Annotated in this window: 15 protein-coding genes; 13 read left to right on the top strand and 2 right to left on the bottom strand. The window is 65.8% G+C overall.

Features of this window, described 5'->3' with window-relative positions; all coding sequences use genetic code 11:
* Positions 1–83 precede the first annotated feature (83 nt).
* The 7 genes from FHT08_RS04700 (at position 84) to FHT08_RS04670 (ending at position 5,115) form a co-directional block, all read left to right on the top strand.
* Positions 84–776, top strand: coding sequence for a YggS family pyridoxal phosphate-dependent enzyme (locus FHT08_RS04700; RefSeq protein WP_047126910.1), 693 nt, complete (start codon positions 84–86; stop codon positions 774–776).
* Between the two features lie 58 nt (positions 777–834).
* A complete protein-coding gene (gene proC, locus FHT08_RS04695; RefSeq protein WP_047126911.1) occupies positions 835–1,683 on the top strand; it encodes a pyrroline-5-carboxylate reductase in 849 nt (282 codons plus the stop codon).
* Between the two features lie 598 nt (positions 1,684–2,281).
* The gene (locus FHT08_RS04690; RefSeq protein ID WP_026064288.1) at positions 2,282–2,707 is read left to right on the top strand and encodes an HU family DNA-binding protein; all 426 of its coding nucleotides are present in this window, start codon (positions 2,282–2,284) and stop codon (positions 2,705–2,707) included.
* A 135-nt stretch (positions 2,708–2,842) separates the two neighbouring features.
* Entirely contained in the window at positions 2,843–3,463 is a 621-nt protein-coding gene (locus FHT08_RS04685; RefSeq protein ID WP_104535916.1) for a M23 family metallopeptidase, read from the top strand.
* A gap of 90 nt (positions 3,464–3,553) precedes the next feature.
* The gene (locus FHT08_RS04680; protein WP_166774432.1) at positions 3,554–3,862 is read left to right on the top strand and encodes a DUF3861 family protein; all 309 of its coding nucleotides are present in this window, start codon (positions 3,554–3,556) and stop codon (positions 3,860–3,862) included.
* Positions 3,863–4,142: 280 nt separating this feature from the next.
* The gene (locus FHT08_RS19810; RefSeq protein WP_104535918.1) at positions 4,143–4,463 is read left to right on the top strand and encodes a hypothetical protein; all 321 of its coding nucleotides are present in this window, start codon (positions 4,143–4,145) and stop codon (positions 4,461–4,463) included.
* Between the two features lie 55 nt (positions 4,464–4,518).
* Positions 4,519–5,115 (top strand): DUF1439 domain-containing protein, encoded by a 597-nt coding sequence (locus FHT08_RS04670; protein WP_104535919.1) that lies wholly within the window; start codon positions 4,519–4,521, stop codon positions 5,113–5,115.
* 146 nt (positions 5,116–5,261) lie between these two features.
* Here the strand turns inward: FHT08_RS04670 and FHT08_RS04665 are convergent, their stop codons facing one another.
* Complete coding sequence (locus FHT08_RS04665; RefSeq protein ID WP_166774430.1) at positions 5,262–5,804, bottom strand: type 1 glutamine amidotransferase domain-containing protein; 543 nt, start codon at positions 5,802–5,804, stop codon at positions 5,262–5,264.
* A 106-nt stretch (positions 5,805–5,910) separates the two neighbouring features.
* Complete coding sequence (locus tag FHT08_RS04660; RefSeq protein WP_104535921.1) at positions 5,911–6,378, bottom strand: SET domain-containing protein-lysine N-methyltransferase; 468 nt, start codon at positions 6,376–6,378, stop codon at positions 5,911–5,913.
* 174 nt (positions 6,379–6,552) lie between these two features.
* Here FHT08_RS04660 and FHT08_RS04655 point away from each other — a divergent pair, with 174 nt between their 5' ends.
* From FHT08_RS04655 to FHT08_RS04630, 6 genes are read left to right on the top strand one after another with little or no spacing between them, the layout of a single operon-like run.
* Positions 6,553–7,011, top strand: a complete 459-nt coding sequence (locus FHT08_RS04655) for an SUF system Fe-S cluster assembly regulator (RefSeq protein ID WP_104535922.1) — start codon at positions 6,553–6,555, stop codon at positions 7,009–7,011.
* A 16-nt stretch (positions 7,012–7,027) separates the two neighbouring features.
* Positions 7,028–8,485: a Fe-S cluster assembly protein SufB gene (gene sufB, locus FHT08_RS04650; RefSeq protein WP_166774429.1), complete on the top strand. Its 1,458-nt coding sequence runs from the start codon at positions 7,028–7,030 to the stop codon at positions 8,483–8,485.
* Complete coding sequence (locus tag FHT08_RS04645) at positions 8,482–8,937, top strand: lysozyme inhibitor LprI family protein (RefSeq protein ID WP_166774428.1); 456 nt, start codon at positions 8,482–8,484, stop codon at positions 8,935–8,937. The genes sufB and FHT08_RS04645 overlap by 4 nt, the downstream gene beginning before the upstream one ends.
* Before the next feature lies 1 nt (position 8,938).
* Positions 8,939–9,703 carry a Fe-S cluster assembly ATPase SufC gene (gene sufC, locus FHT08_RS04640; RefSeq protein WP_166774427.1) on the top strand — a complete coding sequence of 255 codons (765 nt, stop codon included), beginning with the start codon at positions 8,939–8,941 and terminating at the stop codon, positions 9,701–9,703.
* The gene (sufD, locus tag FHT08_RS04635) at positions 9,703–10,971 is read left to right on the top strand and encodes a Fe-S cluster assembly protein SufD (RefSeq protein ID WP_166774426.1); all 1,269 of its coding nucleotides are present in this window, start codon (positions 9,703–9,705) and stop codon (positions 10,969–10,971) included. Before sufC ends, sufD begins: the two co-directional genes overlap by 1 nt.
* Entirely contained in the window at positions 10,968–12,212 is a 1,245-nt protein-coding gene (locus tag FHT08_RS04630; RefSeq protein ID WP_104535926.1) for a cysteine desulfurase, read from the top strand. Before sufD ends, FHT08_RS04630 begins: the two co-directional genes overlap by 4 nt.
* Positions 12,213–12,233: the final 21 nt, after the last annotated feature.

The raw sequence follows: 12,233 nt of genomic DNA, 5'->3' as shown, positions 1-12,233 counted from the left end.
TTGGCCGGCCCGGTTCGGCGACCCGGCTGGAAGGACGCAGCCGGGGGCGGCACTATAGCGTTCCTTCCCACCTGGATTGCCACGTGCCGGCTTCGTCGCTGCAGCAGATTCTCGATGCCATCCACGCCGCCGCGACTCCACACGCGCGCACCGATGTGCGCCTGCTGGCGGTGTCCAAGACCCGACCGGCGGACGCGGTTGCCGCGCTGGCGGCGCAGGGCCAGCGCGCATTCGGCGAAAACTACGTGCAGGAAGCGCAAACAAAGATCGCCCAACTGCAGATGCTGGGACTGGAGTGGCATCTGATCGGCCACCTGCAATCCAACAAGGCCGAACTGGCCAGCCAGTGGTTCGACTGGGTGCAGACCGTGGACCGCGCCAAGCTGATCGCGCCGCTGGTCAACCACCGCCCGGCCGATCGCACCCCGTTGAATGTGCTGATCCAGGTCAATATCGACGACGAGGACAGCAAGCACGGTTGCGCGCCGGAAGCGGTCGACGGGCTGGCCGCGGCCATCGCGCTACAGCCGCGGCTGCAATTGCGCGGCCTGATGGCGATTCCCGCGCCATTCCCCGAGCAGGCGCGCCGCATGGCGGCGTTCACCCGCATGCAGGCACTGTTCGAAGAGCTCAAGCGCCGCTACCCGCAGGTGGATACCTTGTCGATGGGCATGAGCTCGGATTTTGCCGAAGCGATTGCGGCCGGCGCGACCATGGTGCGGGTCGGGACTGCGTTGTTCGGCGAACGCGGCTCGTCGGCTACTGCAGCGTCCTGACCGTTTTTCCCGATCAGCCTCGCCCAGCACGCTGTGTCCTCTTACTTAAGGTGTCGCAATGACTCTGCCCTCCTCGCCCTCGCCTTCTGCCGCTGCGCTTACCGCATTCGTCGGCGGCGGCAACATGGCGCGCAGCCTGATTGCCGGGCTGATCCGGCAAGGCGTGCCCGCGGCCAGCATCCGCGTCGCCGAGCCGGTGGCCGACCTGCGCGATGCGCTGTCGCGCGACTTCGGCGTACATGTTGTGGAGCAGGCGCGCAGCGCCGTGGACGGCGCAGCCCTCTGGGTGCTGGCGGTCAAGCCGCAGGTGCTGCCAGGGGTATGCGCGCAGCTGGCCGATCTTGCGCAGGCGCAGCAGCCGCTGCTGCTGTCCATTGCCGCCGGCATCACCGCTCCGCAGCTGGATCGCTGGTCCGGCGGCGACCTTGCGGTGGTGCGCGCAATGCCCAATACGCCCGCCCTGCTCGGCGCCGGCGTGACCGGGTTGTACGCCAATCCACGCGTGTCCGAGGCGCAACGCGCGCAGGCGGCCGGCTTGCTGGAGAGCGCCGGTGTCACCGTCTGGATCGACGACGAGGCGCAGATGGACGCGGTGACCGCGGTGTCCGGCAGTGGGCCGGCCTATCTCTTTCTGCTGGCCGAAGCGATGGAGGCCGCCGCGCAGGCACAAGGCCTGCCGGCCGAGACCGCACGCACGCTGGTGCTGCAGACCCTGCTCGGCGCCTCGCGCATGCTGACCGAATCGGGAGAAGCACCGGCACTGCTCCGCCGCCGGGTGACTTCGCCCAACGGCACCACGCAGGCGGCAATCGAGACATTTCAGGCCGGCCAGTTCGAAGCGCTCACCGCCAGGGCGATTGCCGCAGCGACCGAGCGCGGCCGCAGCCTCTCGGCGGCCAATGACTAGGCCGCCTGTGACCGGGCATCATCCGGATTAGGAATGTTCCGCAGCGGCCGGCCGGGTCGCGCGCAGGACAGCCACGGCAATTGCGCAGTGGAACCGTCACGCAACGCAGCGCACCGGCCCTTGTCGGGTGTGGAAAAATCCGGCGCACGCTGCCGGCGCCCACGGCAGCAGCGGCGCGAACGCAGCGGATTGGCTGATCAGAACAAGGCCTCAGGAACGTGCGCCAGCAGTTGGCGACGCAAACCTGTCCTGCACCGCACGGCCACGCGACGCTTGATCGCGGCAGCGAACGCCACCGGCGGCAGCACACCTTGGCCAACGCTCGGCGCCCAGCACGCGGCGAAAACGCCCAGATGCCTGCGCGCAAACGATCTGCTGCTATGCGTCAGACACCGCGTCTGCCTGCGCATCGCAGCCGCGTCGACAGCGCTTTCGCCGAGGTTTTCTGCCACCGGTGAACGAATCCCCGTCAAAAGACGCTTTTTTTCCGTCGTTTCATCGTTTCCCTATTGGCGGCGCGCAGCAGTTGCCCTACATTTCGCGTTGCCGACTGGGTCGGCAGACCCAACACCACCAACGATCACGGAACACATAACTCATGGCAAAAACCGCCGCTAAGAAGGCTGCCCCCAAGAAGGCAGTGAAAAAGGTCGCCGCGACCAAGACCGCAAAGCCGGCCAAGGCCGCTGCTGCCAAGTCCGCTGCGCCGAAGCCGATCAAGGAAGCGCTGAGCAAGACCGGCCTGGTCGCGCACATTGCCGAATCCACCCAGCTGGCTCCGAAGGACGTCCGCGCCGTTCTGGCTACGCTGGAATCGGCCGCACATTCGTCGCTGAGCAAGAAGGGCGCCGGTTCGTTCACCCTGCCGGGCATGCTGAAGCTGACCAGCGTCCATGTGCCGGCCAAGCCGAAGCGCAAGGGCATCAACCCGTTCACCAAGGAAGAGCAGACCTTCGCGGCCAAGCCGGCCAGCTTCAAGGTCAAGGCTCGCCTGCTGAAGAAACTGAAGGACGCCGCGCTCTAATCGAGCACGCCTCCGGTGTCACGAAGGCGGCCTGCGGGCCGTCTTTTTTTTGAGCGTGCAGGACCGCCCGCGGCACTCCCCACATGCCGCTCATCGCCGCTTGCCTACCCTGCACGCTGATTTGCAACGCAGCAGGTGCATGTGACCGGCCCATCGTCTCCTGGCCCATCCACACCGCCGTCATCGGCAACCCGTAGCCCTGCACGCCGCGTGCGCCGGCTGCTGGTGTCGATCGCGCTGCTGTGCGCCCTGGGTGTCGCCGCGCCTTGGGCATGGCAGTTGCCGGTTGCCGAACAACTGCGCACCAGCTGGGAGCTGTCGCGCATGTCGCCACCGGTGCAGTTGTTGGTCCCGGTTCAAGGCGTGCAGGCGCGCCGCATTGCCGACACCTTCGGCGCACCGCGCGGCCGCGACCGACGTCATGCCGGCGTGGATATCTTCGCCCCGCGTGGCACAACGGTGCTGTCCGCGACGCGCGGAGTGGTCAGCGCCATCCGCGATCAAGGCCTGGGCGGCAAACAGGTCTGGGTGCTCGGGCCGGCAATGGAACGCCATTACTACGCGCACCTGGACGATTGGGCCGCGGGCCTGGCTGTTGGCGATATCGTCGAGCCCGGCACACCGCTTGGCATGGTCGGCACCACCGGCAACGCGCGCGGCACCCCGCCGCATCTGCACTATGGTGTCTACGGGCGCAACGGTGCGTACGATCCGCTGCCGTTGCTACGCAAACCCGTGCCACAGCCGGCACAGTGAGCATGCTGGAACACTGCGTCATGGCCTGAGCTATCGAGGCCGTTGCCGGCTACGCCTATGGTGGAGGCAGCCCAAGGAACGCCCCCCTCCATGTCCCGAAGACGCTATCGCATTACGGTCACGCCCATCGAGAGCGATGGCCGCCCCTGCAGCGATCGCTGCACCATCGAATTCGAACAGCGCTCGCGGGCCGACTGGATGCGGCTGCTCGAGGAGCTGCACCTGCGACGCGATCTGAGCAGCGACGAATGCGCGGCGCTGACGGTCGGCTCGCAGCTGCTGGAAGACCTGGCCGCCCGCCCGCGCGCGCAGCCAAGCGATGCACTGGAGGCCTTGCGGCCAAAACTGCAGTTGCTGCTGGAGCGCCTGCAACGTGTGCAGCCGGCCGCCGGCACCTGAGACCGGCATCGCAGCGATCGCTACACTGCGTGCATCTGGGGACGAGAGATGCGCCATGCGAGGGTTGGGGATCGTCATGCTTGCAGCGGCAATCGCAGGTTGCAGTTGTCATCGCAGCGCAGACCAAGAAACCGACAACGCGGCACCGTCCTCGCACGTTGTCGCGGCGACGCAAACGCCGGGCGTCGGCTCGGGGGGCAATGCGCGCCCAACACCGCCAGGCGACGCCAGGCCCGACGATGCCGTCGCGCGCGCCAACTTCGCTAAAGCAAGCGCAACCGTGCGCCGGTACCTGGGGGCGTTGCCAGGTACGGCGCGTGGCGATGCCGACGCCCTGTGGAGCGGCGGTCGCCCTGCGCCGGTGCCTGACGATGCAGCGCTGCGCGGCATCGGCAATATCCAGTCGATGCGCATCAACAACGACCCGCCGGTCGCACTGGATCAGGAACGGCCCTCGCGCCGGATCGAAGTGCCGGTGCAGCTGATCGTGCGTACCGACACCGGCACCCAACGTCTGGTCGGCGCCTATCGGCTGCAGCCGCGCAACGGCAGCGACGACTGGGAGATCTACTCGGCCACCCTGCACCCGGTATTGCGCTAACCCACGGTTCACCGGCACTGACTAAGGTGATGTCACCTGTTGCCGGAGTCACCCGATGAAACTGCGTTCGCTTGCCGGATCCATGCTTGCCCTCGCTCTGGCGATACCGACGACCGGCGCGTGGGCGACGCCGCAGATCCAGGGACACCAGATCAGCGTACAGGGCAGCGACCTGCAGCAATTCCTGGGCGGTCGCTTCCCGCAGACACACGATGCGCTGGGCGGCCTGGTCGAGATGACGGTCAGCAATCCGGCGCTGTCGCTTCCGCCGGGCGACCGGCTCAAGATGGCATTCGACCTGGCGCTCGCCACCGCCGGCGGCGCGCCCGCGCCGGTCGGCAATGTGACCTTGACCAGCGCACTGCGCTACGACACGGCCAAGCAGGGCTTTTATCTCGATCAACCCACCATCGACGATTTCCGCCCGGCCAACGCTGGCGCAAAACTCGACCACAGCACCCGCGAGTTGCTCAATGCCTGGCTGGCCGATTACGCGCGCAAGGAGCCGATCTATCGCATCGATCCGGCCATCGCGGCGGTGATGGGGAATGTGCAGGTGGAGTCGGTGGGTATCCACGACGGCCGCGTCGCGGTGAATTTCAACCAGAACATCGAGCAACTGGTGCCGGCCGCTGCATTGTCCGGGAAATAGGCTGACGCGCTAGTTGCAACGCAGGACCGAAGCGCGCCGTCATGCCGTTGCGCCAACCTGCGCGAACGGCCATTCGGTCAATACAAAGGCCCGGCGTCATGGCGTCAGGCCTTTGTCTTGATACTTCCAACATTGCAACGAACCGGTCAGGCCACCAGGGCCTTGGCCACTGCAGCGGTGAAGGCTGGGATGTCGTCGGGCTTGCGACTGGTGATCAGCGCCCCGTCGACAACCACCTCCGCATCCTGCCAGCGTGCGCCGGCATTGCGCAGATCGGTCTTGACCGACGACCACGAGGTCACATCGCGGTCGCGAACCAGATCGCTTTCCACCAGCAGCCACGGGCCGTGGCAGATCGCGGCAACCAGCTTGTCGGCACTGGCAAAGGACTGGATGAACGCAATCGCCTTGGCGTCGCCGCGCAAGGTGTCGGGGTTGAGCACGCCGCCGGGCAGCACCAGCGCATCATAGGTGTCGACCTTGGCCTGATCCAGGCGCTGGTCCACCGGCACCGAATCGCCCCAGTCGGTCTTGTTCCAGGCGCGAATCTGCACAGCGTCGCCGGGCGCAATCACATCGACCTTGGCGCCCCAGGATTCCAGCAGGCGCTTGGGCTCAATGAGTTCGGATTGTTCGAAGCCATCGGTGGCCAGCACTGCGATGGTCTTGCCGGAGAGCGAATACGACATGCGGGAATTCCTCATTGAAAAGAAGCCCGCACGCTAGGCATGCACCTGTTGCGCATGAGTGAATCGATGTGTGCGCCGCGTCAGTGCGGCAGCCGGATGCGGATGCTCAGCGCTTGGGCTGCAGCATCGTGCCGGTGCAGTTCTTCGACCCGCAGCGGCACGCCCAGATCTTCTTCAAGCGCGGCGTATGTCGCTCGGCCAGGGTGATGCCGTAATTGTAGGTGAGTTCCTCGCCGGCCTTGATCGCGCGCTTGGCCTCGATGAAGATCTTGTCCTTGCTGCGGTCCTCGCCTTCGGCCTCTTCGATCACCGCTTCGCAGTTGGGATTGCAGCTGTGGTTGATCCAGCGCGCGACGTTGCCTTCGTAATTGGCATCCAGCACGTAGTCGTCGCTGAGCGTGAACAGGAAGGTGTGGCCGCTCTCCACATCGCCGGTGTCATCGGCATCCACTTCCGCGTGCGTGCGCAGGCGCCCCTTGTACTGGATGATGCGCTCGCCTTTGCGGAGCGCGGCGAGGGCGAACATGCCATTGCCGTGGATACGTGACTTGCGGGCGGCAACTTTGCGCGACATGAAGGGGTCCAGTGATGGGGCCGCTCATTGTGACTGCAGCGCGACGATGCGCCAAGCACAAGCGCACCAGAAACCGCAACGGCTACTGCTTGCCGGCGGCTGAACCGGGCAGGTGGCCCTGCTCCGGCTGAAAGCGTACAATTTCGGTCCGCTTTAGGATTTATCGCCTTCCTCATGTTGCGCGTCACCAAACTCACCGATTACGCCACTGTCGTGTTGACCGTCTTGGCAGCGCGCTGCGGTCAGGTGCTCAGCGCCAGCGAACTTGCCGAGCAGGCCGGCCTGGAAGCGCCGACCGTGAGCAAGATCCTCAAGCCGCTGTCGCAAGCGGGCCTGGTCGAAGGGCTGCGCGGCGTGCACGGTGGCTACCGGCTGGCGCGCGCGGCCAGCGAGATCACGCTGGTGGAAATCGTCGAGGCGATGGAAGGCCCGCTGGCGATCACCGAATGCAGCCAGGACCACAGCCAGTGCGGCATCGCGCAGACATGCGGCGTGCGCTCCAACTGGCGCCTGATCAACGACGTGGTCGGCGATGCATTGCGTCGTGTCACGCTCGCACAGATGTTGCAGCCCCTCTCTCTCCCTGGCGACGGCCGTCGGCGTTCCATCGCCGCACGCGTCGCGACCACCTGACCCTGTAGGCAGCCCGATGGCCACCGAACTTGCACCCCCGCAGAATGCCGAAATTATCGAACGGCTGGGCCGACGCTATGACGCCGGCTTCATCACCGAGATCGAATCGGACTCGCTTCCGCCCGGCCTGGACGAGGACGTCATCCGTGCGTTGTCGGCCAAGAAGGACGAGCCGCAATGGATGACCGACTGGCGTCTTGAGGCGTACCGGCACTGGCTGAAGATGCCGATGCCGGAATGGGCGAAGTTGAAGGTCTCGCCGATCGATTTCCAGGCGTTGAGCTATTACTCCGCGCCCAAGGGCCCGAAGTACGCCTCGCTGGACGATGTGCCCAAGGAATTGCTCGATACCTATGACAAACTCGGCGTGCCGCTGCACGAGCGTGCCCGGCTGGCCGGCGTGGCGGTGGATGCGGTGTTCGATTCGGTCTCTGTCGGCACCACCTTCCGCAAGGAACTGGCCGAAAAGGGCGTGATCTTCTGCTCGATGTCCGAGGCGATCATGGAACATCCGGAAATCGTCAAACAGTATCTGGGCAGTGTGGTGCCGGTCGGCGACAACTATTTCGCCGCGCTCAACTCGGCGGTGTTCTCCGATGGCAGCTTCGTGTTCATTCCTGCGGGCGTGCGTTGCCCGATGGAACTGAGCACCTATTTCCGCATCAACGCCGGCCATACCGGGCAGTTCGAGCGCACCCTGATCGTGTGCGAAGACAAGGCCTATGTGTCGTACCTGGAAGGCTGCACCGCGCCGATGCGCGACGAGAACCAGTTGCACGCGGCGGTGGTCGAGCTGGTGACGCTGGAAGATGCCGAGATCAAGTATTCGACCGTGCAGAACTGGTACCCGGGCGACGAAGAAGGCCGTGGCGGCATCTACAACTTTGTCACCAAGCGTGCCGAATGCCGTGGCGCGCGCAGCAAGGTCACCTGGACCCAGGTCGAAACCGGCTCGGCGATCACCTGGAAGTATCCCTCGTGCGTGCTGCTCGGCGACGATTCGGTCGGCGAGTTCCACTCGGTCGCGCTGACCCACCATCGCCAGCAGGCCGACACCGGCACCAAGATGATCCACATCGGCAAGCGCACCAAGAGCAAGATCGTCAGCAAGGGCATCAGCGCAGGGCGCGGGCAGAACACTTACCGCGGCCTGGTCAAGGTCGACCGCAACGCCGACGGCGCGCGCAACTACACCCAGTGCGATTCGCTGCTGATCGGCAAGCAGTGCGGCGCGCATACCTTCCCCTATATCGAGGTGAAGAACCCGGGCGCCACCGTCGAGCACGAGGCCACCACCTCCAAGATCAGCGACGACCAGCTGTTCTATTGCCGCGCGCGCGGCATCAGCCAGGAAGACGCGGTGTCGCTGATCGTCGATGGCTTCTGCAAGCAGGTGTTCCGCGAACTGCCGATGGAGTTCGCGGTGGAAGCCAAGAAGCTGCTGGAAGTCTCGCTGGAGGGATCGGTCGGATGATCAGGCCTTTGCTTCTGCTGCTGGCCTCGGCGCTGCCGACGCTGGCCCTGGCGGCTGCGCCGGCGCCCGCCCCCAGTTGCTACGACGCCCCCAGCCAGGGCGCGCTGAACCAGTGCGCCGCGAACGAGTTCAAGGACGCCGACGCCCGCCTCAACCGGACCTGGAAGGCGATCCAGGCCAAGTATTCCGATAGCCCGCTGTTCCTGGCCAAGCTCAAGCTCGCCCAGCAACGCTGGCTCGCGTTCCGCGACGCCGAGCTGGAGGCTCGGATGCCGCTCGCCGCGCACGCCGATCCCACCGCCGAATACGGCTCGGTCTATCCGATGTGCGTCGGCCAGATCGAGGCCGAGCTGACCCTGCAGCGCGTGAAGCAGCTGCAGGCCTGGCTTGACGGCGTCGAGGAAGGCGAGATGTGCGCCGGTTCCATCAAAAATTCTGCGGAAGTGAAGTGACATGCTGAACATCGAAAACCTCCACGCCAGCATTGCCGGCAAAGATATCCTCAAGGGCTTGTCTCTGGACATCCAGCCGGGTCAGGTGCACGCCATCATGGGACCCAATGGCGCAGGCAAATCCACGCTGGGCAATGTGCTGGCCGGGCGCGACGGCTACGACGTCAGCGCCGGCACCGTGCAGTTCGAAGGCAAGGACCTGCTCGACCTGTCGCCGGAAGAACGCGCGGCAGCCGGCCTGTTCCTGGCTTTCCAGTACCCGGTGGAAATCCCCGGCGTCAACAACACCTACTTCCTGCGCGCCGCACTCAATGCGCAGCGCAAGGCGCGTGGCGAGGACGAGCTGGACTCGATGCAGTTCCTCAAGCTGGTGCGGCAGAAGCTGGCCGTGCTGCATCTGAAGGACGAGCTGCTGCATCGCGGCGTCAACGAAGGGTTCTCCGGCGGCGAAAAGAAGCGCAACGAGATCTTCCAGCTGGCCGTGCTCGAACCCAAGCTCGCCATCCTGGACGAGACCGATTCGGGCCTGGACATCGATGCGCTCAAGAGCGTGGCCGACGGCATCAACGCGCTGCGCTCGCCGGAGCGTTCGTTCCTGGTGATCACCCACTATCAGCGTCTGCTCGACTACATCACCCCGGACGTGGTGCATGTGCTGGCCGAGGGCCGCATCGTGCAGAGCGGCGGCCCGGAACTGGCGCTGGAGCTGGAAAAGCACGGCTACCACTTCCTCAAGGACCGCGTGGTACCCGAGGCGGCTGCCTGATGAGCGCCCTGCTGGATTCCCTCGCCCGCGGCTTCAAGGGCAACGACGCGCGTCGGGTCGAACTCGACGCCGCGCTGCAGACCGGCCTGCCCGGTCCGCGCGCCGAAGCCTGGAAGTACACCTCGCTGCGGCAACTGGAGCGGCGCAGTTTCCAGCCCGCGCCGCTGGTGCCCACATTGATCGATGCGGCGCTGCTGGACGAGATCCCATCGCCGCGGCTGGTGTTCGTCAACGGCCGCCCGTCCGACGCATTGAGCGAACTGTCGACGCTGCCGGACGGCGTGCGGCTGGACACCTTGTCCGCGTCGCTTGCCGCAGGAGACGGCGACGGTGCCCAGCAATTGCTTGGTCGCCGTTTCGAAGGCAGCGATGAAATCTTTGCGCGCCTCAACGCCGCGCTTGCCGACGAAGGCGTGCTGGTTCACGTGCAGGAAGGCGCGCAGATCGAGGCGCCGCTGCACCTGGTCTTTATCGGCGCGGCCGCCGAGCACGATCTGTCCTGGCATCACCGCCACCTGATCGAACTGCGCGCCGGCGCTGCGCTGAATGTGGTAGAGCATCACCTGCATGTCGGCGATGCCGCGCATCTGCACAACAGCCTGATGCATGTCCATCTGGCCCAGGATGCGGTGCTGTCGCATGCCCGCGTGCAGGCCGGCAGTGCGCACGCAACGGCGCTGCTGCGGACCGATGCGGCGCTGGCGCGCAATGCGCGCTACCAGCGCGTGGATCTGGAACTGGGTGCCCACCTGTCGCGCCACGAGCTCAACGTGCGCCTGGAAGGCAACAACGCCCAACTGATCGCCAATGGCGTGCTGCTCGGCAACTGCCGCCGCCATGTCGATACACGTCTGGGCATCGCGCACATCGCACGCGACACCACCTGCGAGCTGGTCTGGCGCGGCGTGGGCGCCGATCGCAGCCGGGTGGTCTTCCACGGCGGCATCAACATCCGTCCCGGCGCAGACGGCACCGATGCGCGGCTGTCGAACAAGAATCTGCTGCTGTCGGCCAATGCCGAGATCGACACCCAGCCGGTGCTGGTGATCGATGCCGAGGAAGTACAGGCCGCGCATGGCGCAACCGTCGGTCAGCTCGACGACAACGCCTTGTTCTATCTGCGCTCGCGCGGCCTGCCGCAGGCCCAGGCGCAGCGCTTGTTGAGCGCCGCGTTCTGCCACGAGCCGCTGCGCGTACTGCCCGCAGCGCTGAGTGCGGTGCTGGCGCTGCAGCTGGACCGCGCACTGGCCTCGGCAGGCGTGGCATGAGCGCACCCGCCGTCACGCACCTCGCCGCGCCGGATTGGGAACGCGTGCGCTCGGATTTCCCGTTGTTGATGCGGCAGGTGCACGGCAAGCCGCTGATCTATTTCGACAACGCCAACACCGGGCAGAAGCCGCTGCAGGTCATCGCCGCGACCGACGAGTTCTATCGTCGTCAGAACGCCAATGTGAGCCGCGCGGTGCATGCGCTGGGCACCGAAGCCACCGATGCCTTCGAGGGCGCGCGCAGCAAGCTTGCACGGTTTCTCAACGTACGCACCGACGAGCTGGTGCTGTGCAGCGGTACGACCTTTGCGATCAATCTGGTCGCCTATTCCTGGGCGCTGCCGCGCCTGGGTAGCGGCGATGTGATCCTGATCTCGCGCATGGAGCACCACGCCAACATCGTGCCGTGGCAGTTGGTGGCGCAACGCACCGGCGCCACCATTCGCGTGGCGGAAATCACGCCGGACGGCGCGCTGGATCTGGACGCCTTGCGCACGGCGATGACGCCGGAGGTCAAGCTGCTGGCGATCACGCATGTGTCCAACGTGCTGGGTACGGTCAATCCGGTGCGCGAGATCTGCCGCGAGGCGCGCAAGCGCGGCATCGTCACCGTGGTGGACGGTTCGCAGGCCGCGCCGCATCGGCGTATCGACGTGGCCGGCATCGGCTGCGATTTCTACGCCATCACCGGCCACAAGATGTGTGGGCCCACCGGTACCGGCGCGCTGTGGGCACGGCGCGAGCACCTGCAGGCGATGCCACCGTTTCTGGGCGGCGGCGAGATGATCAAGGAAGTCAGTTTCGAGGGCACCGTGTTCAACGATGCCCCGCACAAGTTCGAAGCCGGCACGCCCAACATCGCCGGTTTCATCGGCCTGGGCTCCGCAGTCGACTACCTGGAATCGATCGGGTTGGCGCATGTGGAAGCGCGCGAGGCCGAGCTGCTGGCGCATTTCACCGAGGAGCTGCAGCGCATCGACGGCCTGCGCATCTTCGGCACCACACCGGACAAGGCCGCCGTGGTGTCGTTCCTGATCGAAGGCGCGCATGCTCATGACTTGGCCACCCTGCTCGACCTGGAAGGGATCGCGATCCGCTCGGGTCAGCACTGCGCGCATCCGCTGCTGCAGTACTACGGCGTCGCCGCCACCTGCCGCGCCTCGCTGGCGTTCTACAACACGCATGACGAGATCGAGCGCTTTGTTGCTGCGTTGGTGAAGGTGCGTCGGTTGCTGGGTTGATTGGAATCGGGAATCGGGAAT

Origin of the sequence: Xanthomonas sp. CFBP 8151, assembly GCF_011761885.1 — a bacterium.
Taxonomy (GTDB): Bacteria; Pseudomonadota; Gammaproteobacteria; order Xanthomonadales; family Xanthomonadaceae; genus Xanthomonas; species Xanthomonas arboricola_B.
The sequence above is the reverse complement of the archived record's forward strand: the minus strand, read 5'-3'. Positions and strand labels throughout refer to the sequence as shown.